Source organism: Burkholderia sp. PR2 (genome assembly GCF_052372875.1).
Taxonomy (GTDB): Bacteria; Pseudomonadota; Gammaproteobacteria; order Burkholderiales; family Burkholderiaceae; genus Burkholderia; species Burkholderia diffusa.
In genome coordinates this window covers 3,075,453-3,098,494 of sequence record NZ_JBQRWH010000004.1, presented here as the reverse complement: position 1 = coordinate 3,098,494, position 23,042 = coordinate 3,075,453, and the positions used below count along the sequence as shown (strand labels likewise).

The window sequence follows — 23,042 nt, the reverse complement described above, 5'->3', positions numbered from 1 at the left end:
GGGCCGCTTGCGTCGTTACATCTTGGCGGGCGCAGACACGCCGAGTACCGCCAGACCATTCTCGAGCACCTGCCGGGTCGCGGCGAGGAGCGCGGCGCGCGCGTTGCGCGGCGCTTCGTCGTCGACCAGCACGCGCTCCGCATTGTAGAACGAGTGGAATTCACCAGCGAGATCGCGCAGGTAGAACGCGACCGCGTGCGGCGCCAGTTCGTTCGCCGCGTGCGTGAGCATGTCCGGATACTCGGCGAGCTTCTGCATCAGCGACACGGCCTGCGGGCTCGTGAGCTGCGACAGGTCGGCGCCCGGCAGCTGCGCCGCCTCGACGTTGTAGCGCGACTTCAGTTCGTTGAGCACCGAGCAGATCCGCGCATGCGCGTACTGGACGTAATAGACCGGGTTCTCGTCGTTCTGTTTCAGCGCGAGGTCGATGTCGAACACGAATTCGGTGTCGGCCTTGCGGGAGATCAGGAAGAAACGGACCGCGTCGCGACCGCGCGTGATGGTCGCCTCGTCGATCAGGTCGGGTGCCGCTTCCTGGCCCGGCGTCGCGCCGCCCGACCATTCGATCAGGTCACGGACCGTCACGTAGCTGCCCGCGCGCTTCGACAGCTTCACTTCCTGGCCGTCGCGCATCACGGTGACCATCTTGTGCAGCACGTAGTCGGGGTAGCCCTTCGGGATGCCGACGTGCAGGCCTTGCAGGCCCGCGCGCACGCGCGCGATCGTGCCGTGGTGGTCCGAGCCCTGGATGTTGATCACCTTCGTGAAGCCGCGCTCCCATTTCGTCACGTGGTACGCGACGTCCGGCACGAAGTACGTGTACGTGCCGTCCGACTTGCGCATCACGCGGTCCTTGTCGTCGCCTTCGTCGGTCGTGCGCAGCCACAGCGCGCCGTCCTGCTCGTAGGTCATGCCGGCCTTGACCAGCGCGTCGACCGTCTTCTCGACCCGGCCTTCGCTGTACAGCGACGACTCGAGGTAGTACTGGTCGAATTTCACGCCGAACGCCTGCAGGTCCATGTCCTGCTCGTGACGCAGGTACGCGACCGCGAACTTGCGGATCGCGTCGAGATCGTCGATGTCTCCGGCGCCGGTGACCGGCTCGCCGTCCTTCGCGGCCACCGTCTCGCGGTTCAGGTAGTCGCGTGCGATGTCGGCGATGTATTCACCGTTGTACGCGGCTTCCGGCCAGCCCGCGTCGCCCGGCTTCAGGCCGCGCGCGCGCGCCTGCGTCGAGATCGCGAGGTTGCCGATCTGCACGCCGGCGTCGTTGTAGTAGAACTCGCGGTGTACCGCGTAGCCCTGGCTCGCGATCACGTTCGCGAGCACGTCGCCGAGCGCTGCCTGGCGGCCGTGGCCGACGTGCAGCGGGCCGGTCGGGTTGGCCGACACGAACTCGAGCAGCACCTGCTTGCCCTTTTCGCGATCCGACGTGCCGAACGCGCGGCCCTGGTCGAACACGGCGGCGATCACCGCCTGTTTCGCGGCGGCCGTCAGGCGCAGGTTGATGAAGCCGGGGCCGGCGATTTCGGCTGCGTCGACGAGCCCTTGCGCGGCCGGCTGGGCCGTGAGGGCGGCGACGATCTTCTCGGCGAGCTGGCGCGGGTTCGTGCCGAGCGGCTTGGCGAGCTGCATGGCGACGTTGCACGCGACGTCGCCGTGCGCGGCGACCTTCGGGCGCTCCAGCGTGATGGCCGGGGTGACGAATGCCGCGTCGGCGCCTTTCAGCGCGTGTGCGACCTGCGTGACGCTATCCGCGAGCAGGGCTTCGAGGGTCTGTTTGTGTGCTGGCAGCATGCTGGTAGAAGGCTTCGTTGGTGGCGGCCGGAAACGCCGGCCGGCCGGCGCGCTTTTTAAGCGCGCGTTTCAGGGATCGCAGAATTTTAACAGGTGCTAATATGCCGCTCAGGCGCCCCGCGTCCGCGAGGCCGGACGCCGGTCTGCCGGCGTCCCCCCAACTGCGCCGCGCAGGCACAACAAGATGAAAAGGGAATTGTCATGATTACGTTCAAGAGCAAGGCGGCACAGGATCTCGACGTGCTGAAGGATTTCGCCGTGTACGTGCTGGGCCTCGTCGGCAAGCAGCTGGGCGAACGCGGTGTCATTACGCACGACGAACTGGACCACGCGATTGCGAAGCTGGAAGGCGCGGTCGCGCAGGCGAAGCAGGAGCGCGCCGAGCACGCCGGCCATTTCCACGAGGACGAAGACGACCACGCGCACCACGAAGTGCCGCCGAGCCTGGCGCAGCGCGTGGCCCCGTTCCTCACGATGCTGCGCGAAGCGAAGGCCGGCCAGGCCGACGTGCACTGGGGCTTCTGAGCCTCGTCGCCCGGCGACGCCGACCGCAAGATGGGTCCGGCAAGAAAAAGCCCGCTCGATGCGGGCTTTTTATTTGTCTGATCAAAATGCGGCGAGGCCGCCCCGGTCGCGCATCGATCAGAGCTGCGGCGCGAGCGCGCGGCGCGCATCGTCGAGCGACAGCGCCATGCGTCGCGCGTAGTCCTCGAGCTGATCCTGACCGATTTTCCCGACCGAGAAATACGTGCTGTCGGGGTGCGCGAGGTAGAAACCCGACACGCTGGCCGCCGGCAGCATCGCCAGCGAATCGGTCACGCTCATGCCGATCTCGTTCGCCTGCAGCGCGTCGAACATGTCGCGTTTCACGAGGTGGTCGGGGCAGGCCGGGTAGCCGGGCGCCGGGCGGATGCCCGCGTACTTTTCGGCGATCAGCGCATCGTTGTCGAGCGTCTCGCCGCTCGCGTAGCCCCACAGCTCGCGGCGCACGCGCGCGTGCATCGCTTCGGCGAACGCTTCCGCGAAGCGGTCCGCGAGCGCCTTCAGCATGATCGCGCTGTAGTCGTCGTGGTCGGCTTCGAACTGCTTTTCCTTCACGTCGACACCGAGCCCGGCCGTCACCGCGAACATCCCGATGTAGTCGGCGACACCCGTTTCCTTCGGCGCGATGAAGTCGGCGAGCGAGCGGTTCGGGCGCATCACGCCGTCGACCACCGGACGCACGCTCTGCTGGCGCAGGTTGCGCCACGTCATCAGCACTTCCGAGCGCGAGTCGTCGGTGTAGATCTCGATGTCGTCGTCGTTGACCGTGTTCGCGGGCAGCAGCGAGATCACGCCGTTCGCGGTCAGCCAGCGGCCCTGGATCAGGCGCGCGAGCATCGACTTCGCGTCGGAGAACACGCGCCGCGCCGATTCGCCGACGATCTCGTCGTTCAGGATCGCCGGGTACGGGCCCGCGAGATCCCAGGTCTGGAAGAACGGGCCCCAGTCGATGTAGTTCGCGAGCTCGTTCAGGTCGTAGTTCTTGAACACGCGCCGGCCGATGAATTTCGGCTTCACGGGCTGGTAGCCTGCCCAGTCGACCTTCGTCTTGTTCGCGCGCGCCTCGGCGAGCGTGACCATCGGCTGCGCCTTGCGGTTCGCGTGCTGGTCGCGGATCCGTTCGTAATCGGATTTCAGCTCGTCGAGGTACTTCGCCGCGCCTTCGTCCGACAGCAGATTCGACGCGACCGACACCGAGCGCGAGGCGTCCGGCACGTAGACGACCGGGCCTTCGTAGTGCGGCGCGATCTTCACGGCCGTGTGCACGCGCGAGGTCGTCGCGCCGCCGATCAGGAGCGGAATCTTCTTCACGCGGAAGTAGTCGTCGCGCTGCATTTCGGACGCGACGTACGCCATTTCCTCGAGGCTCGGCGTGATGAGGCCCGACAGCCCGATGATGTCCGCGCCCTCGACCTTCGCCTTCGCGAGGATCTCGTTGCACGGGACCATCACGCCCATGTTGACCACTTCGAAGTTGTTGCACTGGAGCACGACCGACACGATGTTCTTGCCGATGTCGTGCACATCGCCCTTCACGGTCGCGATGACGATCTTGCCCTTCGCGCGCACGTCGCCGCCCGCTTCCGCGAGCAGGCGCTTTTCTTCCTCGATGAACGGGATCAGGTGCGCGACGGCCTGCTTCATCACGCGCGCCGACTTCACGACCTGCGGCAGGAACATCTTGCCCTGGCCGAACAGGTCGCCGACGATGTTCATCCCGTCCATCAGCGGGCCTTCGATCACGTTGATCGGGCGACCGCCCGCCGCGTCGATCTTCGCGCGCACTTCCTCGGTATCCTCGACGATGAAGGTCGTGATGCCGTGCACGAGCGCATGCGAGAGCCGTTTCTCGACCGGCTGGTTGCGCCACTCGAGGTTCTCTTCCTTCTTCGCGCCGCCGGTCTTGAACTTGTCGGCGATCTCGAGCAGGCGATCGGTGGAATCCGCGCGGCGGTTCAGGATCACGTCCTCGACGCGCTCGCGCAGCTCCGGGTCGAGATCGGCGTACACGCCGAGCTGGCCCGCGTTCACGATGCCCATGTCCATGCCCGCCTGGATCGCGTGGTACAGGAACACGGTGTGGATCGCCTCGCGCACCGGGTCGTTGCCGCGGAACGAGAACGACACGTTCGACACGCCGCCGCTCACCTTCGCGTACGGCAGGTTCTGCTTGATCCAGCGGGTCGCCTCGATGAAGTCGACCGCGTAGTTGTTGTGCTCCTCGATGCCGGTCGCGACCGCGAAGATGTTCGGGTCGAAGATGATGTCTTCCGGCGGGAAGCCGACTTCGTTCACGAGGAAGTCGTACGAGCGCTTGCAGATCTCGGTCTTGCGTTCGTACGTATCGGCCTGGCCCTTCTCGTCGAACGCCATCACGACCGCGGCCGCGCCGTAGCGGCGGATCAGGTTCGCGTGGTGACGGAACGCTTCCTCGCCTTCCTTCAGCGAGATCGAGTTCACGATCGCCTTGCCCTGCACGCACTTGAGGCCCGCTTCGATGACTTCCCACTTCGACGAGTCGATCATGATCGGCACGCGCGCGATGTCCGGCTCGGATGCGATCAGGTTCAGGAAGCGCACCATCGCCGCCTTCGAATCGAGCATCGCCTCGTCCATGTTGATGTCGATCACCTGCGCGCCGTTCTCGACCTGCTGGCGCGCGACGGCGAGCGCCTCGTCGAACTGGCCGTTGAGGATCATCCGCGCGAATGCCTTCGAGCCGGTGACGTTGGTGCGTTCACCGACGTTGATGAAGAGTGTCCCGGACGTGACGTTGAACGGCTCGAGGCCGGCAAGGCGCATCATGTGATCGGTCATGGCGGTGCGAATTCGTGTGATGTAGGGCGGGCGTTGGGGCTGTCGGTCAGGCGGCGTCGCTGTACTGGCTCGGCCAGCGGCGCGGTTTCACGTCGGCGAGCGCCTTCGCGATCTCGGCGATGTGCTCGGGCGTCGTGCCGCAGCAGCCGCCCGCGAGGTTCACGAGCCCGGCCTGCGCGAATTCCTTCAGGAGGCCCGACGTCACGTCCGGCGTTTCGTCGAAGCCGGTGTCGCTCATCGGGTTCGGCAGGCCCGCGTTCGGGTAGCACGACACGTAGGTGTCGCACAGCTTCGCGAGCTCGGCGATGTACGGGCGCATCAGCGCCGCGCCGAGCGCGCAGTTCAGGCCGAACGTGAGCGGCTTCGCGTGACGCAGCGAATTCCAGAATGCCTCGACCGTCTGGCCCGACAGGATGCGGCCCGACGCGTCGGTCACGGTGCCCGAGATCATGATCGGCAGGCGCTCTCCGGTGTTCTCGAACAGTTCGTCGAGCGCGAAGAGCGCGGCCTTTGCGTTCAGCGTGTCGAAGATCGTCTCGACGAGGAACAGGTCGACGCCGCCATCGAGCAGCGCCTTCGCCTGCTGGTAATACGCGTCGCGCAGCTCGTCGAACGTGACGTTGCGCGCGCCCGGGTCGTTGACGTCCGGCGAGATGCTCGCCGTCTTCGGCGTCGGCCCGATCGCGCCGGCAACGAAGCGCGGCTTGTCGGGCGTGGCGTAGCGGGCGGCGGACTCGCGCGCGAGCCGCGCCGATTCGACATTCATCTCGACGACGAGGTCTTCCATCCCGTAGTCGGCCTGCGCGACCGTCGTCGCGCCGAACGTGTTGGTTTCGACGATGTCCGCGCCGGCCGCGAAATACTGGTCGTGGATCTCACTGATGATCTGCGGCTGCGTGAGCGACAGCAGTTCGTTGTTGCCCTTGATGTCGCGCGGGAAATCCTTGAAACGCTCGCCGCGATACGCGGCCTCGTCGAGCTTGTAGCGCTGGATCATCGTGCCCATTGCGCCGTCGAGGATCAGGATGCGCGATTTCAGCAGCGCGGGCAGGTCGGCGCCGCGCGTGTAGGGCGCGTCGAGCGGGGCGGAAGCGGCGAGAGGGGTCGCGGACATGGCGGAAGAGCGGCGAAGACGGGAAAACCGTCATTGTAGCCGGTGCGCCAAGGCGCCGCCCGGCCCGCCCCAAATGAAAACCCCCGCCCGGCGAACCGGACGGGGGCTTGGATCGGAGTGCTCGCGGCGCCGCCCGAAAGCGGCGAATGGCCCGGCGATGCGCCGGGCCGCGGGTCGTCAGTGCAGGACGACGGGCATCATCATCAGACTGTCGAACTGTCCGAGGAACTCGTCCACTTCGTCGAGCGACGGTTCATCCTCGATCAGTTGCTTCACGTGTGCGCGGAATCGCTCGGCGAGCTCGCCGTCGATGAAGATCTCGCGCTGCGCGTTCTTGTCGACGATTTCGTATCCGCCGGCATTCATCAGATGGTGGCCGGCCTGCGGCGCAAATTCGACGACGCAGTAGTTGGGGCTGTTGTAGATCATTTGCATGGCGGCACTCCTCTTCGCAGTGGCATCTGGCCTTGTTGTCCCGTAGGTGGGGTAGACCTTGCCGGTTTCAAGGGGCTTGCGCTGCACACCCCGTTCTCCCGTTTGCGTGGGGTGTATCGGGTTAGAAGCCGATATCTATCAAACGTTTCTTATTGTGATCCGGAATACCGAAATAGTTGTTAAAGAGTGTCATCGGCCATTTTGGCGAGAGCTTTAATCGGTCGAAATTGCCGATTAGTCGATCGTTACGGCGCGGGCTGCGACGCTGCCGGCGGCGCAGCCGCTGGCGCGGGCGCCTGCTCCGCGGGCGGCGCTGCGGGCTGTGCCGGCTCCATGGCCGGTGCGGCGGAGGCCGGCACGCTGGCGGGCGCGTTCGTTGCGTCTTCGTTCGGTGCGCCTCGCGTCGCGCCATCGGCGGGCGCACCGGGCGGGGCGAGCCGGCCGTGCCACAGCAGCTCGATCTGCGAGCCGTTCGGCTCCGATTGTACGAGCCGCGCGGGCAGCCAGTCGAGCGACGGCGCGAGCCACATGTCGATGCGGCGCGTGTCGCCGTCGCGTCGCGGCAGCCGCATGAAGTGGCGTGCGCGGACGATGCCGGCCTGCGTCTGCACGTCCTCGTCGCCGATCACCGTGATCGGCCAGGTCTCGCCGTTGTTGTTGTCGATCACGAAGAACTGCTGCGTGACGCCCGGCTGGTAGGCGGACGGATTGCCGCGCACGAGCCCCGACAGCTGCATCAGCATGCTGAAGCGATCCTGCACGCCGTCGGGCAGCGGCGCGTTGTTCGGCGTGCGCGTGAAGACCACCTGGCGGATTTCGCGGTTGAAGATCGCGATGTCCTCGGGCCGTTTGCCGCGTTTCTCGACATAGCGGTCGGGCGCGACGCCGAATGCGTCGATGCGGCCTTCGCTGCGGTAGGTGAACGGGCCGACGAACGGCACGGGCATGGACACCGACAGGTCGTAGGTGCGGCCGTCGGTGCGCCAGTGGATCGTGCCGATCATGTTCTGCATCCCGTTGTAGAACGTGTCGTACTGCAGGTCGCCGGGCGGCGGCGCCGCGAACTTCACGCCGTGCGTCGCGGGGCCCGGCGTCGCGGCACTGCCGGCATCGCCGGCCGATGCCGGATGCGTGCCGGATGCGCCTGCCGCGCCGCTCGCGGCTGAGGCGGCTGAGGCGGCTGAGGCGGCTGAGGCGGCGGCTGGCGGCTCGCCTTGCTCGGCCGTTTGCGTCGACGTGAGGACCGGCTCGGGCGACGGCGCGGGCTTCGGTGCAGATTTCGGTGCTGATTTCGGTGCGGCGGGGGCCGGCTTCGCCTGCGCTGGCTCGGCCGGTCGTTCTGCCGGCTTCGGCGCGGGCTGGCGCTCGATCGGCCGCGGCTTCAGCAGCTCGATCTGCACCGGTATCTCGGCGGGCGCGGGCGGCGTGAACGCGTCGCGGCTGCGCGCCAGCCACAACGCCGCGAGCGCGTGCAGCACCAGCACGACGACGAGCGCGACGCCCACGCGCAGCCAGTGGCGGGGCAGGGCGTGACGAGGACGGGTGTCGGCAGGCGGCATCGGCGAAACGGAACAGGGTTGGGGCGGTCGCGGCGCGCATCGCGCGTCACAGCCATCGGACCGCCGGGTGCGCCGCGCGTTCGCGGTACATCGCGCGGGTGTCACACGCCCCGCGTGTCAGGCGTCGCGCGCGTCCGGACTATAGCCGAGTTCGTAAGACAGTTTCTGCGCGCATGCACGCAGCGCGGTATCCATCTCGCCGCCCCACGCGATGTCGAACATGCCTTCCTGGCCGAGCGCGACGATCGCGAGCGCGAGTTCGCCGACCGCGTCGAACACCGGCATGCAGAATGCATGGATCGTTGGCAGCAGCATCCCTTCGACGCGTGCTGCCTGATGCGCGCGCACGTCGGCGAGCACCGCCTCGACCTCGTCGAGCGTGCGCGGGCCGCCGTGATGCGGCGAGCGGCGCGTGTCGGCGAGCTCGCGTTCGAGCATCGCCGCGGTCTTGCTGCGCGGCAGGTACGCGGCGAACAGCAGGCCCGTCGCGGAGCCGAGCAGCGGCATCACGTCGCCGAGCTTCAGCGACGCCTTCGCGGGATGGCTCGATTCCATCCAGTGCACGATCGTCGGCCCCTGGTTGCCCCACACCGCGATGCCGACCGTCTGGTCGACGCGGTCGCGCAACTCGGTCAGCGCGATCCGCGCGAGCTTCACACCGTCGACGCGCGCGAGCCGCGCGAGCCCCATCTGCAGCGCGAAGCCGCCGAGTTCGTAGCGGCCCGACACGGGATCCTGCGACACGACGCCGAGCCGCGAGAAGCTGACCAGATAGCGGTGCGCCTTCGCCGGGCTCATGCCCGCGCGCTGCGCGAGATCGCGCAGCATCATCGCGCGCGGCTCGCTCGTCAGCACGTCGAGCAGGCGGAAGCCGACCTCGATCGACTGGATGCCGGAGCGGACCTTCTCGCCGCCTTCGCCATGCTCGCCGGAGCCGGTGTCGTCGGTGTCGGAATCGGCGAGATCGTCGTCGGGAAGCGGGCTGGCGGGCATGGGCAACGGGGCGCGACAAGGCGGCAAGGGTCGGGACGAAAACGGCGTGCACGATCGTGGCGCGCCGCGCGGATTCACCATCGTAAAATAGATTCCCTCCATCGTCACTACAACGGCAGATACCCCATGAAACTTGCATCGCTGAAGGACGGCACGCGCGACGGCCAGCTGATCGTCGTGTCGCGCGACCTGCACACCGCGGCGATCGCCGATGCGATCGCACCGACGCTGCAGCGCGTCCTCGACGACTGGGCGTTCTACGCGCCGCAGCTGCGCGACCTGTACGACGCGCTGAACCACGGCCGCGCGCGCAACGCGTTCGCGTTCGACCCGGCGAACTGCATGGCGCCGCTGCCGCGCGCCTTCCAGTGGGCCGACGGCTCCGCGTACGTGAACCACGTCGAGCTCGTGCGCCGCGCGCGCGGCGCCGAGATGCCGCCGGAGTTCTGGACAGATCCGCTGATGTACCAGGGCGGCAGCGACGATTTCCTCGGCGCGCGCGACGACATCGTGTGCCCGTCCGAGGCGTGGGGCATCGACTTCGAGGCCGAGGTCGCGGTGATCACCGGCGACGTGCCGATGAGCGCATCGCCCGACGACGCGCTGAAGGCCGTGCGGCTGGTCACGCTCGTGAACGACGTGTCGCTGCGCAACCTGATTCCGGCCGAACTCGCGAAGGGCTTCGGTTTCTTCCAGAGCAAGCCGGCCACCGCATTCGCACCGGTCGCTGTGACGCCCGACGAACTCGGCGACGAATGGCGCGAAGGCCGCGTGCACCGGCCGATGATCGTTCACTGGAACGGCAGGAAGGTCGGCCAGCCCGACGCGGGCACCGACATGGTGTTCCACTTCGGCCAGCTGATCGCGCATGCGGCGAAGACGCGCAACCTGCGTGCCGGCTCGATCGTCGGCTCGGGCACGGTGTCGAACAAGGACGCGAAGCGCGGCTACTGCTGTATCGCCGAGAAGCGCTGCCTCGAGACGATCGAGCACGGCGCGCCGCAGACCGAATTCATGCGCTACGGCGACACCGTGCGCATCGAAATGTTCGACGCGGCCGGCAAGTCGATCTTCGGTGCGATCGAGCAGGCGGTCGCCCCGCCCGACGGCGCGGCCTGACGTCCGCGCGAAACCCGGTCCCGGCCCGCGCGCCGGGTTTCGCCTGATGTTTGCCCGCGCGGGCTTGGCTACACTCGATTCAGGCGTTTCAAGCATTTCACGAACCCGGGAGCTGCGCATGGCCGATCTCGCCGCATACGGCGGTTACGAAGCATTGAAGGTGACGCGCCGCGATCATGGCGTGCTCGACATCGTGATGAGCGGCGAGGGCGCCAACCGCAGCGGCCTCGCGACCGCGAACGAGCGCATGCATCGCGAGCTCGCCGACATCTGGCGCGACGTCGACCGCGATCCCGACACGCGCGTCGCGGTGATCCGCGGCGAGGGCAAGGGTTTTTCGGCGGGCGGCGATCTCGCGCTCGTCGAGGCGATGGCGAACGACTTCGACGTGCGCGCCCGCGTGTGGCGCGAGGCGCGCGACCTCGTCTACAACGTGATCAACTGCAGCAAGCCGATCGTGTCCGCGATGCACGGCCCGGCCGTCGGCGCGGGGCTCGTCGCCGGGCTGCTCGCCGACATCTCGATCGCCGCGAAGGATGCGCGCATCATCGACGGCCATACGCGGCTCGGCGTCGCGGCCGGCGATCACGCGGCGATCGTGTGGCCGCTGTTGTGCGGGATGGCGAAGGCGAAGTATTACCTGCTGCTGTGCGAACCGGTGAGCGGCGAGGAGGCCGAGCGGATCGGCCTCGTGTCGCTCGCGGTCGAGCCGGCGGACCTGCTGCCGAAGGCGTACGAGGTCGCGGAGCGGCTCGCGCACGGATCCCAGTCGGCGATCCGCTGGACCAAGTACGCGCTGAACAACTGGCTGCGCAGCGCCGGGCCAACCTTCGATACGTCGCTCGCGCTCGAATTCATGGGCTTCTCGGGGCCCGACGTTCAGGAGGGCATCCGCTCGCTGCGCGAGCGGCGCCCGCCAGACTTCCCCGGCGACGCACCGTTCTGACGCGCGTTATGATCGGACCAAGGGCGGCCGCACGACTCGTGCCGACCGCATCGCCCACCCAGCCAACCAGGATGCCCGTATGACGACCGATGCCCCCGGCTCCAATCCTTTTGCCGGCTTTGCCGGTTTCAAGCCTGCCGACATGCTCGACCGGATGTGGGACATGATGCGGATGTCGCCGTTCGGCGGGATGGCGTCGTTTCCCGGCGCCGCGTCGGGGCTGCCGCCGTCGCTGTCGAGCATGTCCGACATGATGGCGCCGCTCACGAGCGTCGAGGAGCTCGACAAGCGAATCACCGATCTGCGCGCGGTCGAGCAGTGGCTCAAGCTCAATCTCGGCATGCTGCAGTCCGCGATCCAGGCGCTCGAGGTGCAGCGCGCGACGCTCGCGACGCTGCGTGCGTTCGGGGCGTTCGCGCAAAGCTCGATGTCGGCGGCCGAGGAAGCGGCGGTCGCGGCCGCGCAAGCGGCGTCCGCGCCGCGCGCCGATGCGCCGCAAGCGCCGGATGCCGCTGGCGCGGCTGACGCACCGCCGGCAGGCGACGCCGCGCAGCAGGCGTTCGATCCGGCCGGCTGGTGGAACCTGCTGCAGGCGCAGTTCAACCAGCTCGCGAGCCTCGCGATGACGCAGCCGGGCGCGCAGCCCGCGGAGCCGGGCGCCGCGCCGTCCGGGCAGACCGCATCGACGGCGCGGGCGGAGCAGCCCGCACCGGCTGCGGCCGCGGCCGCCGCGCCGCGCAAGCCGGCCGCGAAGCGTGCGAAGCCGGCAGGATCGGCCGCGGCGCGCGCGGCGGCGGCCTCGTCGCCCGAAACGCGTCCGCCGAAGCGCTCGACGTGACGCGAACCGGATAGCAGGTCGATCATGCGGCTCGCGCTCGTGCTGATGGGGGGCGGCGCACGTGCCGCCTACCAGGTCGGCGTGCTGAAGGCGCTGGCCGAGATCGCGCGCGAGGCCGATCCGAACCGGCACACGGTACCGTTCACGGTTGTCTGCGGCTCGTCGGCCGGCGCGATCAATGCGACGTCGATCGCGAGCCACGCGGACGACTTTTCGCACGGCGTGCGGCGTCTGCTCGAATTCTGGGAGCCGCTGCGCGCGGACTACGTCTATCGCACCGACTGGCTCGGCATCGCGGCGGCGGGCGCACGCTGGCTCGCGACGATGTCATTCGGCTGGGCGGCGCGCCGCTCGCCGCGCGGGCTGCTCGATAACGCTCCGCTCGCGCACCTGCTGCAGCGCGAGCTGAGCTTTCACCGGATCGAGCAGATGCTCGAGAGCAGGCTGCTGCACGCGCTCTCGGTGACGGCGCTCAGCTATTCGAGCGGCCGGCACCTGACGTTCTACCAGGCCGCCGAGCCGATCCAGGCATGGCGGCGCGCGCAGCGCACCGCGCGGCTCGTCGATCTGTCGGCATCGCACCTGCTCGCGTCGTCGGCCATTCCGTTCGTGTTTCCGGCCGTGCCGCTCGTGCTCGACGGCCAGATCGAATATTTCGGTGACGGCTCGATCCGGCAGGTCGCGCCGCTGTCGCCGGCGATCCACTTCGGCGCGCACCGGATCGTCGTCGTCGGCGCGGCCGATCCGCGGCCGGAGATTCCGGCCGCGAACGGCTCGGGACGGGTGCGCGGCTACCCGACGCTCGCGCAGATCGGCCAGCAGGTGCTCGCGAGCGTGTTTCTCGACTCGATCGGCTCGGACATCGAGCGGATCGAGCACATCAACCGGATGATCGAGCACCTGCCGCACCAGGTCGAAGTGGACAGCGGCTGGCGGCACGTCGACGTGCTCGCGATCGCGCCGTCCGAGCGCATCGAGCTGATCGCCGCGAAACACCTGAAGCAGATGCCGGCGACGATGCGCGGGCTGCTCGGCGCGATCGGCGGCAGCCAGCCGGCCGGCGCGTCGTTCGCGAGCTACCTGCTGTTCGAGGAAGCCTTCACGCGCGAGCTGATCGAGCTCGGCTATCGCGACGGGCGCGCGCAGCGCGACACGCTGGCGAACTGGATCGCGGGGGCCGACGGCGGCAGCGCGCCGGCATCCGGCATGCCGCCGGAGAGCGGCCGCGCGATCGGCGAAATACGGGTCTGACGCGAGCAGAGCGGGGCCGAAACGGATGAAACTTACATATCGGTTGCGTTTTCGCGACGCCTGCCCGCGACCGATCGCCGCACCGCAGGTGGCGGCGCGCGACCGGTTCCGCGTCTCGGAACCGTCATGCGCACGTGCTATCATGGCCGCCGCCGTATACACCATATCGAGCAGCCCGCCGGTCCGGCGGTCGCACGGGAGCCCGTCAGGGAACCGCGTGGCGCCGGGCGGGCTCGCCACCGAGCCGGCCTGCGCCGGCCCCCACATCAGGCACGCGCGGCCGGTTCCGTTCGAGCGGAGCGGGGTCGCGGCGTGCTTCAAGGCGGCGACGCGGCCGCCCGGCTGCCGGAGGCGGAAACTGCGTCCCGGGGGCTGGATACACGCGTAAAATTACAGTCTTGGCTGCGAAAGGCGCGCTCGCGCGCCGACGCGGCAACAGTCACGTTTAGAGAAGTCGCATTGCGCAGAACAGGGGTGGGACCATCATGAACACCATGCTTTATCCGGAACTTTACAGGTCGCTCGAAGCTGTCCGCTGGGACATGGAGAAGGACATTCCGTGGGACAAGTTCGACGCTTCGCTGCTCACCGACGAGCAGGCGAAGACGATCAAGATGAACGCGATCACCGAATGGTCGGCGCTGCCCGCGACGGAAATGTTCCTGCGCGACAACCAGCACGACAGCGACTTTTCCGCGTTCATGAGCGTGTGGTTCTTCGAGGAGCAGAAGCATTCGCTCGTGCTGATGGAATACCTGCGCCGCTTCCGGCCGGAAATGGTGCCGACCGAAGAGGAACTGCACGCGGTGCGCTTCGAGTTCGATCCGGCGCCGCCGCTCGAGACGCTGATGCTGCATTTCTGCGGCGAGATCCGCCTGAACCACTGGTATCGCTGCGCGGCCGACTGGCACACCGAGCCGGTCATCAAGCACATCTACGAAACGATTTCGCGCGATGAAGCGCGCCATGGCGGCGCCTACCTGCGCTACATGAAGAAGGCGCTGAACAATTGCGGCGACGTCGCGCGCGCGGCGTTCGCGAAGATCGGCGTGCTGATGGCGTCGGCGCGCCGCACCGAGAAGCCGCTGCACCCGACCAACCTGCACGTGAACCAGGCGCTGTTCCCGCGCGACACCGTGCAGTCGCGCCTGCCCGATCCGGAATGGCTCGAGCGCTGGCTCGACGAGCAGATCCGCTTCGACGGCGAATGGGAAAAGAAGGTCGTCGAACGGATCCTGCACAACCTGTCGATCCTGTTCGAGCGCACGTTCGCGACCGCCCAGGAGCTGAACCGCTACCGCAAGGAAGTCACCGGACGCCTGCAGTCCGAAAGTGGCCCGTCGTCGGCCGCGCAACCGGCTTGAGGCTGCGCGGCATCGCAGCCGGCGTGAAGCGCCGCCGGTCGCGATCGCCGCAGTGTATTCCCGCATGAAGCCCGCCCGGCCATCCGGCGGGCTTTTTATCTGGCGCCGCCGTGTTCCGTCGCGACGTGCACCGCGCGCCGCTCTCGCCAACCGATATTCATCATGTCCGCTACCTTCGAACGCAAGCTGATCACCCGCGACGCCTTGGTTGCCCTGCGCGCTTCGCTGCCTTCGCCCGTCGTGTTCACGAACGGCGTGTTCGACATCCTGCACCGTGGCCACGTCACGTATCTCGCCGATGCGAAGGCGCTCGGCGCATGCCTGATCGTCGGCGTGAACAGCGATGCGTCGGTGCGCATGCTCGGCAAGGGCGACGACCGTCCGATCAACCGCGAGGAAGACCGGATGGCGTTGCTCGCGGCGCTGGAAAGCGTCGACTGGGTCGTGAAATTCGAGGAAAAGACGCCGGTGTCGCTGATCGAGGCCGTCCGTCCGGACATTCTCGTGAAGGGCGGCGACTACGACATGGACGTGCTGCCGGAATCGGCCATCGTGCGCAGCTGGGGCGGGCGTGCGCTCGCGATTCCGTTCGAGCACGACCGCTCGACCACCGCGCTGCTGAAGAAGGTGCGCGCGCAGCAGTCCTGATGCGGGTGCCGCGCCGTCAGGGCGCGGAAGCCGCGAGCGGCTCGGCCGTCACGGCCGGCGGGCCGATCGGACCGCCGATCACGGGCTGATCGCTCGCCTGCGCGAGCGGCATCGCATGCAACGCATCGGGCCGAACCTGCCGGGACAGCACGCCCGGTTCGCGCGGGCCTGCCGCCGGCAGCGGCCCGAACACGCCGCGCACGGCGACGAACGCAAGCAGGTTCGCGAGAATGAGAACAGCGATCAGCCAGCGCAGCATCGTCGACACTCCTCGTCGTTGTTCAGTCGTTCAACCGTTCGGTCGGGCCGGCCGCACGGCACGCGCGGCGGTTGCCGCCGGCGATCTTACGCGTCGGCCGGGCCGCAGGCATGCGCGGCCGGCATTCTGCATGGGCGCACGCACCGGCGCCCGCTTTCCATCCTCACCGTGACGAAGCCCGCAGCCGAGCCTGCATCAACGCGCCCGGCGCGATGCCGACCGGTTTCCGTCAATTCTGCGCCGCGGCTTCTGCGGCGATCAACGCAAGCCCCGACAGGATCAGCGCGTCGTGCCGCGTATGCGGCAGCGTCAGCGCGCGCGCGACATCGTCCGCCGCGCCGCCTGCCAGCACGAGCCGCACGGGTGCCTGCCACGCAGCGGCGAGATCGCGCCATGCGCGCTCGATCAGCCCCGCCTGCGCATACAGGCAGCCCGCCGACAGCGAGCGCGGCGTATCGACCTGGAACGGCTCGGCCTGCGCGCCCGCGAGCAGCCCGCTCGCGATGTCGGTGGTCAGCGTCGGCAACTGCGCGGTGTGCGTGCCGAGCGCGCGCATCATCAGGGCCCAGCCCGGCGCGATCAGCCCGCCGGCGAAGCGGCCGTCCGCGCGCAGCGCTTCGAGCGTCGTCGCCGTGCCGAACGTCGCGATCAGCAGATGCTCGCCCGGAAACGCCGCCCGTGCACCGATCAGGCCGGCCCAGCGATCGCTGCCAAGCTGCTCGGGCGTCGTATAGCCGTTCGTCACGCCGCATTGCGCAGGCCGCGAGCGGATCGTCGTGCGCGCCAGGCCCGGCCAGCGGGCGTCGAGCAGCGCGTCGAGCCGCGCGGCCACGTCGGCGCCCGCGACGTTCGAGATCCATGCGCCATGCGGACGCGGCAGGGACGACCAGTCGGGATCGGCACCGCCGTCGCGCGTATGGCCGAATGCGCCGGTCTCGACGAGCGTGCGCTGCGCGTCGGCGAGCGCCCACTTGATCCGGCTGTTGCCGGCGTCGATCAGCAGATGCGGTTCGTTCATTGCGCTTCGCGCAGCGATATGTCGCCGGCCGCGATCGCCTTGATGCCGTCGGGCGTGTCGAGCAGCAGTTGGCCGGTCGCGTCGATGCCCGTCGCGATGCCGCGCACGCGTTCGACGCCCTGTTCGAGTAGCACGACTTCGCGTCCCGCGTACGCGTGCAGCGCGTGCCAGCGCGGCAAGAACGGCGCGAGCCCGTCGGTGCCGAACTGCGCGAGTGCGGGCGTGAGCGCGTTCAGCGCCGCGGCGAGCGTATCGGTGAGGTTCGCCGATGCGCATGCGGCCGACAACGCGGCCGGCGGCAGCCCGCTCGCGAGCGACGCTTCGCGCGCACGCAGCGCATCGACCTGCGCGGCGACGGCCTCCGCGCCGCGCACGTTGATACCGAAGCCGATCACGACGGCGGTCGCGTCGGCGGTGGTCCAGACGGTTTCGATCAGGATCCCGGCAAGCTTGCCGACGATGCGCGACGTGCCGTCGTCGGTGGTCGTCAGCAGCAGGTCGTTCGGCCACTTGAGCGCGACGCGCGAGTGGGCGTCGAGCGGCAGCGTGGCGAGCCCTTCCGCGAGCGCGACGCCGATCGCGATGCTGAGGCCGCCGAGCGCATCGACGGGGCGCGGCACGATGCAGCCGACCGAGCACAGCAGTGCGTTGCCAGGCTGCGCGAACCAGGGACGGCCTTGCCGGCCGCGGCCCGCCGTCTGCTCGAACGCGACGCGCACGAGCGGCGCGGGCAGCGCGTTCGCGGTGCGCGGCAGCGCCTTGAGGCGCGTCGCGACGTCGGCGTTGGTCGAGCCGGTGGCGGCGACGATGTCGAGCGGCCACGCGCGCGGCGCGGCGTCCAGGTGCGCCTCGAGCCGGTTGCGCGCGATGTGCGCGTCGCCGGAATCGGGCGTGTCGGAGGAGGTGGGGGCGTTCATGGCGCCTATTGTAGCGACAGGGGGCAGTACGTGACGGGCGGCGCGCCAGGTCATGCCCGTCGCGCCGCCGCCGCGCGTTCGTGCCCGCGCCGCCGACGCACCGCTACGGCGCGACGACCGGATGCTTCAACGCATGCGCGGTCTCGATCCACTGCGCGTGGAACGCGTCCGCGTCGGGTCGCAGCCCCAGCTCGCCGTTGCGATAAGCCATCGCGAGCGTCTGCACGGCTTCCGGCAGCTCGTGCTCCGCCGCACGGCGATACAGCGCGAGCGCGCGCGCCTCGTCGCGCGGCACGCCGCTGCCTTCTCGGTACGCGTTCGCAAGCATGAAATCCGCGGCCGGGATGTCCGCGCGCGACGCGATCTCGAACCAGTGCGCGGCCTGCACCGGATCGGCTGCGACGCCATAGCCGCTGCGATAGATCAGCCCGAGGTAATACGCGGCGGCTGGCTCGCCTTGGCCGGCCGCTTCGCCGAGCAGCGTGCGGGCGCGTGCGTAGTCCTTCGGGATGTCGCCGCTGCCGAGCAGCAGCGCCTTGCCGAGTGCCAGCTGCGCACGCCGTGCGGCCGGCGTGTCGGCTTTCGTGTCCGCCTGCGCGGCGGTTTCGAGCCAGCCGCGTCCCTCGTCGCGCAGCCCCGGCTCGCGCGCATCGACGAGCGCGATGCCGAGCGCCGCCTGCGCGTCGCCCGAGCCGTGCCGCGCGAGGGTGCGCAACTGCGCGAGCGCGTGCGGCTCGACGGCCTGCGCGACCATCGCCTGCCATTCGTCGAGCTGCGCGGCGCTCGGCGCGGGGCCGGCGGCGCGCCAGCCGGTCGCAGCGACCACGGCCGCAACGGTGATGGCCGCCGCCGCGAGCAACGCGGCCGGCGGGAGTTTCGCGCGCAGCAGGCGCCGCGCGGCGGTGGTGAAGCCGGCCTCGGCAGGCCGCATCGTCCGGATCGGTTGCATCGCGGGTCTCGTGGTCATTGCGTGAGGTCGATCTCGTAGATGGCGAGGTTCTTGCCCGAGCCGTCGTCGGCCGCGACCTGCGTGAGGCCGGTCAGGCCGGCTGCCGCCGCGTCGCCGAGCCGGTTCGGCGCGGACGTGAACTGCACGTGCGCGACCGAGCTCGCCAGCTTCGTGAAGCGCCAGCTGCGCTGCGCGCCGTCCGCCGCGCGCGTGATCGCGCCGCGCTTCTTGATGAACGCGATCAGCACGTCGCGGTTCGCGTCGGGCGATGCGAAGATCGTCTTGCTGCCGTCGAGGCCCGGGAAGTTGCCGCCACCGCTCGCGCGGTAGTTGTTGGTCGCGACGATGAACTGCGCGTTCGGGTCGATCGGCGCGCCCTTGTACGTCAGGTTCCTGATCCGGCTGCCGACCGGCTGCGTGACGTCGATCTCGTAAGCGAGATCCGCGGACGTGAACATGTCGAAGTTGTAGCCGGGGAAGCTGCTGACGAGCGGTTGCACCGTCGCCTTGGTCGGATCGATCGTGTTGAAGCGCTTCGCGGCCGTCTCGAGCCAGTTCTTCACGTCGCTGCCGCTCACCTTTACCGCGTACACGGTGTTCGGATACAGATACAGGTCGGCCGCGTTGTTGATCGCAAGTGCGCCGGGCGCGACGTCGGTGTAGTCGCTGCCGCCGCCGAAGCCGCTCTTGAACGGCGCGCTGACCGACAGCACCGGCAGCGATGCGTATTGCGGCAGGTTCGCCTGCACGTAGGTCTTCACGTAATCGGCCTGCGCCTCGTTGACGATCTGGATCGCGCCCGGATCGCCGACGTCCGCGAAGTACGAGTTCATCCGGTAGTCGGTCGAGCCGATCGGCGTCTTCACGTAGTCGATCGTCGCCTGGTGTTCGGCGGCGATCGCGGCGGACACCGACGGATCGGCGGCGACGTAGCTCTTGTCCGCGTTCTGGATCGGCCGCGCCTCGACGGTCGTCTGCGACTTGTCGACGCTCCACGTCTTGCCGTCGAACGTCAGGCCGAGCTTGATCACGCCGAGATGCTTGCCCCAGTAGTTGGCCATCACGGTCGGCACGCCGTTGACGGTGCCCTTCGCCTTGTCGACGCCCGGCAGGTTGAACTGCGCCACGGTGCTGTTCGCGTCCGGGAACACCTGGTGCGAGTGGCCGATCAGCATCGCGTCGATGCCGGGCACCTTCGACAGCCACCAGCTGCCGTTCTCCATGGTCGGCGAATACGCGGTGTTGTCGAGGCCGCCGTGCGAGATCGCGACGACGAGATCGGCGCCCTTCGCGCGCATCTCCGGGATGTACTTCTCGGCCGCTTCCTTCAGGCCGGTCGTGTAGACCTTGCCGTCGAGCCAGCGCTTGTCCCAGCTCATGATCGCGGGCGGCGTGAAGCCGATGATGCCGATCTTCACCGGCGCGCTGATGGTCTTGCCGTCGGGCGCGACGGCCGTCACCGTGCGGGTCAGGATCGTGTACGGCGTGAACAGCGGCGCGTTGGTCTTCGCGCTGATCACGTTCGCGAGCACCTGCGGGAAGCTCGGGCCCGCGCACTTCTTCTGCTGCGCGGGGGCCGGCAGCCCGTCGACGTCGAACGTGTTGCCGGTCACCTGCGACAGGTACGGCAGCCCGTAGTTGAACTCATGGTTGCCGATCCCGCCGCCGTCGAACTTCGCCGCGTTCATCACCTTGTAGATCGCGAGCGTCTGGTCGCAGCCGATCGGGTTCACGAGCGCCTGGTAGTCCGACAGCGCGGTGCCCTGGATCGTGTCGCCGTTGTCGAGCAGCAGCGTGTTCGGGTACTGCGCGCGCGCCTGCGCGATCAGCGTCGACACGCGCTCGAAGCCGAGCGACTTGTCGGCGGCGAGCTTGAAATAGTCGTACGACAGCACGTTGGTGTGCAGGTCGGTCGTTTCGAGCAGCGCGAGCGTGGCCGTCGTGCCGGCGGGCGCCTGCGTCTGCGACGACGGCGGGGCGGTGACGTCGTCGCCGCCGCAACCGGCGAGGGCGAAGGCGAGGCTGGCGAGCGCGGCGGCGGCGGTCACGCGGCGGCGGGAAAGCGGGGGGAGACGCATCGATTGTCCTGTTCTGTGTTCTGTTCTATGAATCGCGAGGAGCGCAGCGAAATGGCGGCGCGGGCGCCGACGGCCTGACGTGCGGCGCGTGAGAGTATCGAAAGGAAACGTGACGGAAGAATGAAAGGTCGCGTGCCCGGCACGCCGTTCCGGCGGCGAACCCCGTGCCGTGGCGGGGCGGGCATCCGCAAAGAGGCGCCTCTCACCCGGCATTTCCGCCGGACGCCGCCGGCTGCGCGCCCCGACGGAAATCCTCACGTCGCGGCGCCGGACGGTTCGCTACAATGGCCGCTGTCATCCTTTTGCAAACAACCCGCCCTTGGACTTCGAGACACCTCCCGGCCTGTTGGTCGACGCCGGCGGCCAGGGCCAGACGGTGCGCCTGACCGGCCAGTGGACCGCGCTCGCGCTCGCACGCAATCGCGGCGAGGTCGCGCGCCGCATCGCGGGCATCGCGTCCGGACGCGTGAACGAATGGGACCTGTCCGGCATCGAGCGGCTCGACCACGTCGGCGGCCAGGCGCTGTGGCGCGTATGGGGCCGCAAGCTGCCGGCGGGCGTCGAGCTGACCGACACGCAGCGCACGATCTTCGAGCGGATCGAACGTCTCGACAGCCAGCGCGAGGCACCCGAGCGCGTCGTGCGCTTCGATCCCGTCACGCGCCTCGGCCAGGCGATCTTCGCGTTCGGCGAACACCTGCAGGGCGGCATCGCGATGTTCGGCCTCGTGATCCTCGACGCGCTGTCGGTGCTGCGCCGTCCGCAGACGATGCCGTGGAAGGAAACCTCGGCGAACATCTACAGCGCCGGCGCGCAGGCGCTGCCGATCACCGCGCTGGTCGCATTCCTGATCGGCATCGTGCTCAGCTATCTGTCCGCGCAGCAGCTGCAGATGTTCGGCGCGAACCGCTACATCGTGAACATCCTCGGGCTGTCGGTGATTCGCGAACTCGGGCCCGTGCTTTCGGCGATCCTCGTCGCGGGCCGCTCGGGCTCGGCGATCACCGCGCAGATCGGCGTGATGCGCGTGACCGAGGAGCTCGACGCGATGCGCGTGATGGGCATTCCGCACGGGCTGCGGCTGATCCTGCCGCGCGTGCTCGCGCTCGGCGTCGCGATGCCGCTGCTCGTGATGTGGACCAACATCGTCGCGCTGACGGGCGGCGCGCTTGCCGCGAAGTTCGTGCTCGGGATCGACGTCAACTATTTCGTGCGCTCGCTGCCGGGCGTCGTGCCGATCGCGAACCTGTACATCGGCCTCGGCAAGGGCGTCGTGTTCGGCATGCTGATCGCGCTGGTCGCATGTCATTTCGGTTTCCGGATCAAGGCGAACTCGCAAAGCCTCGGCGAAGGCACGACGACGTCGGTCGTGTCGTCGATCACGGTCGTGATCCTCGCCGACGCGGTGTTCGCGATCCTGTTCCAGAACGTGGGGCTCGGATGAACGCGTCGAATGAATCGCCGGCCGGTGCCGCGCCGGCCGATGGCGCCAGCGCACATGCCACGGCAGTCGGCGCGGGCACGGTCGGCATGCCGCCGGCGGCGGCCGCGCATGGCGGCGACCTCGTGATCGAGGTGCGCAACCTGACCAAGCGCTACGGGCGCAACATCATTCACCAGAAGCTCGATTTCGACGTGCGGCGCGGCGAGATCGTCGCGATCGTCGGCGGCTCGGGCTCGGGCAAGACGACGCTCGTGCGGCAGATCCTCGGCCTCGAGCGGCCGACGTCGGGCACGATCAAGGTGTTCGGCGAAGACACGTCGAAGATCGACGACGCGACCGCGCGGATGATGCGCACGCGTTCGGGGATGCTGTTCCAGCAGGGCGCGCTGTTTTCGTCGATGACGGTGTTCGACAACGTCGCGCAGCCGCTGCGCGAGCTCGGCCGCGTGCCGTCGGACCTGCTGCACGACATCGTGATGCTGAAGCTCGAGATGGTCGGGCTGCCGTGCAAGCACGCGTCGAAGATGCCGGCCGCGCTGTCGGGCGGGATGGTGAAGCGGGTCGGCATCGCGCGCGCGATCGCGCTCGAGCCCGAGCTGCTGTTCCTCGACGAGCCGACCGCTGGCCTCGACCCGCAGGCGTCCGACGAATTCGTCGAGTTGATCGCGACGCTGCATCGCACGCTCGGGCTGACCGTCGTGATGGTGACGCACGATCTCGACACGATGGTCGCGCTGTCGACGCGCGTCGCGGTGCTGGCCGATCGCAAGGTGCTGGTCGCGGCGCCGGTCGAGGAGGCCGCGAACGTCGACCATCCGTTCATCCACGAATATTTCCTGGGGCTGCGCGGGCGCCGCGCACTGCAGGCGCTGCCGCCCGAGCGGCGCGCGAAGCTGCCGAAGGCGGCCCTCGAGCCGGCGCTGTCGAGCGTCGAATTGTAGGAAAGGCAAGAA

Annotated in this window: 20 protein-coding genes; 9 read left to right on the top strand and 11 right to left on the bottom strand. The window is 68.8% G+C overall.

Annotated features, from left to right (window positions below; all coding sequences use genetic code 11):
* Positions 1–15 precede the first annotated feature (15 nt).
* Positions 16–1,797 carry an arginine--tRNA ligase gene (gene argS, locus ACT2FV_RS31525; protein ID WP_444505378.1) on the bottom strand — a complete coding sequence of 594 codons (1,782 nt, stop codon included), beginning with the start codon at positions 1,795–1,797 and terminating at the stop codon, positions 16–18.
* A 201-nt stretch (positions 1,798–1,998) separates the two neighbouring features.
* Here argS and ACT2FV_RS31520 point away from each other — a divergent pair, with 201 nt between their 5' ends.
* Complete coding sequence (locus ACT2FV_RS31520; protein ID WP_044846191.1) at positions 1,999–2,322, top strand: DUF1840 domain-containing protein; 324 nt, start codon at positions 1,999–2,001, stop codon at positions 2,320–2,322.
* A gap of 117 nt (positions 2,323–2,439) precedes the next feature.
* Here the strand turns inward: ACT2FV_RS31520 and metH are convergent, their stop codons facing one another.
* The 5 genes from metH to ACT2FV_RS31495 all read right to left on the bottom strand — a co-directional run bounded on the left by metH (position 2,440) and on the right by ACT2FV_RS31495 (position 9,258).
* Complete coding sequence (gene metH / locus ACT2FV_RS31515; RefSeq protein ID WP_444505377.1) at positions 2,440–5,157, bottom strand: methionine synthase; 2,718 nt, start codon at positions 5,155–5,157, stop codon at positions 2,440–2,442.
* 46 nt (positions 5,158–5,203) lie between these two features.
* On the bottom strand, positions 5,204–6,271 hold the full coding sequence (locus tag ACT2FV_RS31510; protein ID WP_059600019.1) for a homocysteine S-methyltransferase family protein: 1,068 nt from the start codon (positions 6,269–6,271) through the stop codon (positions 5,204–5,206).
* A gap of 177 nt (positions 6,272–6,448) precedes the next feature.
* On the bottom strand, positions 6,449–6,706 hold the full coding sequence (locus tag ACT2FV_RS31505; protein WP_006477667.1) for a BTH_I0359 family protein: 258 nt from the start codon (positions 6,704–6,706) through the stop codon (positions 6,449–6,451).
* A 245-nt stretch (positions 6,707–6,951) separates the two neighbouring features.
* Complete coding sequence (locus ACT2FV_RS31500) at positions 6,952–8,265, bottom strand: DUF3108 domain-containing protein (protein WP_444505376.1); 1,314 nt, start codon at positions 8,263–8,265, stop codon at positions 6,952–6,954.
* A gap of 117 nt (positions 8,266–8,382) precedes the next feature.
* The gene (locus ACT2FV_RS31495; protein WP_059523979.1) at positions 8,383–9,258 is read right to left on the bottom strand and encodes an IclR family transcriptional regulator; all 876 of its coding nucleotides are present in this window, start codon (positions 9,256–9,258) and stop codon (positions 8,383–8,385) included.
* 126 nt (positions 9,259–9,384) lie between these two features.
* Between ACT2FV_RS31495 and ACT2FV_RS31490 the strand changes: the two genes are divergently transcribed.
* From ACT2FV_RS31490 to rfaE2, 6 genes are all read left to right on the top strand, one after another.
* Positions 9,385–10,377: a fumarylacetoacetate hydrolase family protein gene (locus tag ACT2FV_RS31490; RefSeq protein WP_059681568.1), complete on the top strand. Its 993-nt coding sequence runs from the start codon at positions 9,385–9,387 to the stop codon at positions 10,375–10,377.
* 118 nt (positions 10,378–10,495) lie between these two features.
* A complete protein-coding gene (locus ACT2FV_RS31485; RefSeq protein WP_059600022.1) occupies positions 10,496–11,323 on the top strand; it encodes an enoyl-CoA hydratase/isomerase family protein in 828 nt (275 codons plus the stop codon).
* Positions 11,324–11,402: 79 nt separating this feature from the next.
* Positions 11,403–12,161: a PhaM family polyhydroxyalkanoate granule multifunctional regulatory protein gene (locus ACT2FV_RS31480; RefSeq protein ID WP_124901994.1), complete on the top strand. Its 759-nt coding sequence runs from the start codon at positions 11,403–11,405 to the stop codon at positions 12,159–12,161.
* A gap of 24 nt (positions 12,162–12,185) precedes the next feature.
* A complete protein-coding gene (locus ACT2FV_RS31475; protein WP_124626406.1) occupies positions 12,186–13,412 on the top strand; it encodes a patatin-like phospholipase family protein in 1,227 nt (408 codons plus the stop codon).
* Positions 13,413–13,897: 485 nt separating this feature from the next.
* Positions 13,898–14,776 (top strand): ferritin, encoded by an 879-nt coding sequence (locus tag ACT2FV_RS31470; RefSeq protein WP_059451551.1) that lies wholly within the window; start codon positions 13,898–13,900, stop codon positions 14,774–14,776.
* A gap of 162 nt (positions 14,777–14,938) precedes the next feature.
* Positions 14,939–15,424 carry a D-glycero-beta-D-manno-heptose 1-phosphate adenylyltransferase gene (gene rfaE2, locus ACT2FV_RS31465; protein WP_226117680.1) on the top strand — a complete coding sequence of 162 codons (486 nt, stop codon included), beginning with the start codon at positions 14,939–14,941 and terminating at the stop codon, positions 15,422–15,424.
* 16 nt (positions 15,425–15,440) lie between these two features.
* Here the strand turns inward: rfaE2 and ACT2FV_RS31460 are convergent, their stop codons facing one another.
* The 5 genes from ACT2FV_RS31460 to ACT2FV_RS31440 all read right to left on the bottom strand — a co-directional run bounded on the left by ACT2FV_RS31460 (position 15,441) and on the right by ACT2FV_RS31440 (position 20,645).
* Positions 15,441–15,683 (bottom strand): hypothetical protein, encoded by a 243-nt coding sequence (locus ACT2FV_RS31460; RefSeq protein WP_059600026.1) that lies wholly within the window; start codon positions 15,681–15,683, stop codon positions 15,441–15,443.
* Positions 15,684–15,912: 229 nt separating this feature from the next.
* Positions 15,913–16,701, bottom strand: coding sequence for a type III pantothenate kinase (locus tag ACT2FV_RS31455; RefSeq protein ID WP_444505375.1), 789 nt, complete (start codon positions 16,699–16,701; stop codon positions 15,913–15,915).
* The gene (locus ACT2FV_RS31450; protein ID WP_175815870.1) at positions 16,698–17,618 is read right to left on the bottom strand and encodes a biotin--[acetyl-CoA-carboxylase] ligase; all 921 of its coding nucleotides are present in this window, start codon (positions 17,616–17,618) and stop codon (positions 16,698–16,700) included. The genes ACT2FV_RS31455 and ACT2FV_RS31450 overlap by 4 nt, the downstream gene beginning before the upstream one ends.
* Positions 17,619–17,721: 103 nt before the next feature.
* Entirely contained in the window at positions 17,722–18,567 is an 846-nt protein-coding gene (locus tag ACT2FV_RS31445) for a tetratricopeptide repeat protein (RefSeq protein WP_444505374.1), read from the bottom strand.
* Between the two features lie 14 nt (positions 18,568–18,581).
* Positions 18,582–20,645: a bifunctional 2',3'-cyclic-nucleotide 2'-phosphodiesterase/3'-nucleotidase gene (locus ACT2FV_RS31440; RefSeq protein WP_151052244.1), complete on the bottom strand. Its 2,064-nt coding sequence runs from the start codon at positions 20,643–20,645 to the stop codon at positions 18,582–18,584.
* A 319-nt stretch (positions 20,646–20,964) separates the two neighbouring features.
* On the opposite strand from ACT2FV_RS31440, the gene ACT2FV_RS31435 reads away from it, so the two are divergent.
* On the top strand, positions 20,965–22,089 hold the full coding sequence (locus ACT2FV_RS31435) for an MlaE family ABC transporter permease (RefSeq protein WP_124626397.1): 1,125 nt from the start codon (positions 20,965–20,967) through the stop codon (positions 22,087–22,089).
* Positions 22,086–23,030, top strand: a complete 945-nt coding sequence (locus ACT2FV_RS31430; protein WP_151052246.1) for an ABC transporter ATP-binding protein — start codon at positions 22,086–22,088, stop codon at positions 23,028–23,030. Before ACT2FV_RS31435 ends, ACT2FV_RS31430 begins: the two co-directional genes overlap by 4 nt.
* Positions 23,031–23,042: the final 12 nt, after the last annotated feature.

What these genes read in the sequence shown, in the direction of transcription:
- ACT2FV_RS31490 (WP_059681568.1), top strand. Translation starts at nt 9,385, where the DNA reads ATGAAACTTGCATCGCTGAAGGACGGCACGCGCGACGGCCAGCTGATC.
- ACT2FV_RS31480 (WP_124901994.1), top strand. Translation starts at nt 11,403, where the DNA reads ATGACGACCGATGCCCCCGGCTCCAATCCTTTTGCCGGCTTTGCCGGT.
- ACT2FV_RS31450 (WP_175815870.1), bottom strand. Translation starts at nt 17,618, where the DNA reads ATGAACGCCCCCACCTCCTCCGACACGCCCGATTCCGGCGACGCGCAC.
- ACT2FV_RS31510 (WP_059600019.1), bottom strand. Translation starts at nt 6,271, where the DNA reads ATGTCCGCGACCCCTCTCGCCGCTTCCGCCCCGCTCGACGCGCCCTAC.
- ACT2FV_RS31505 (WP_006477667.1), bottom strand. Translation starts at nt 6,706, where the DNA reads ATGCAAATGATCTACAACAGCCCCAACTACTGCGTCGTCGAATTTGCG.
- ACT2FV_RS31470 (WP_059451551.1), top strand. Translation starts at nt 13,898, where the DNA reads ATGAACACCATGCTTTATCCGGAACTTTACAGGTCGCTCGAAGCTGTC.
- ACT2FV_RS31485 (WP_059600022.1), top strand. Translation starts at nt 10,496, where the DNA reads ATGGCCGATCTCGCCGCATACGGCGGTTACGAAGCATTGAAGGTGACG.
- ACT2FV_RS31445 (WP_444505374.1), bottom strand. Translation starts at nt 18,567, where the DNA reads ATGCAACCGATCCGGACGATGCGGCCTGCCGAGGCCGGCTTCACCACC.
- ACT2FV_RS31440 (WP_151052244.1), bottom strand. Translation starts at nt 20,645, where the DNA reads ATGCGTCTCCCCCCGCTTTCCCGCCGCCGCGTGACCGCCGCCGCCGCG.
- ACT2FV_RS31460 (WP_059600026.1), bottom strand. Translation starts at nt 15,683, where the DNA reads ATGCTGCGCTGGCTGATCGCTGTTCTCATTCTCGCGAACCTGCTTGCG.
- ACT2FV_RS31495 (WP_059523979.1), bottom strand. Translation starts at nt 9,258, where the DNA reads ATGCCCGCCAGCCCGCTTCCCGACGACGATCTCGCCGATTCCGACACC.
- argS (WP_444505378.1), bottom strand. Translation starts at nt 1,797, where the DNA reads ATGCTGCCAGCACACAAACAGACCCTCGAAGCCCTGCTCGCGGATAGC.
- ACT2FV_RS31430 (WP_151052246.1), top strand. Translation starts at nt 22,086, where the DNA reads ATGAACGCGTCGAATGAATCGCCGGCCGGTGCCGCGCCGGCCGATGGC.
- ACT2FV_RS31475 (WP_124626406.1), top strand. Translation starts at nt 12,186, where the DNA reads ATGCGGCTCGCGCTCGTGCTGATGGGGGGCGGCGCACGTGCCGCCTAC.
- metH (WP_444505377.1), bottom strand. Translation starts at nt 5,157, where the DNA reads ATGACCGATCACATGATGCGCCTTGCCGGCCTCGAGCCGTTCAACGTC.
- ACT2FV_RS31520 (WP_044846191.1), top strand. Translation starts at nt 1,999, where the DNA reads ATGATTACGTTCAAGAGCAAGGCGGCACAGGATCTCGACGTGCTGAAG.
- ACT2FV_RS31500 (WP_444505376.1), bottom strand. Translation starts at nt 8,265, where the DNA reads ATGCCGCCTGCCGACACCCGTCCTCGTCACGCCCTGCCCCGCCACTGG.
- rfaE2 (WP_226117680.1), top strand. Translation starts at nt 14,939, where the DNA reads ATGTCCGCTACCTTCGAACGCAAGCTGATCACCCGCGACGCCTTGGTT.
- ACT2FV_RS31455 (WP_444505375.1), bottom strand. Translation starts at nt 16,701, where the DNA reads ATGAACGAACCGCATCTGCTGATCGACGCCGGCAACAGCCGGATCAAG.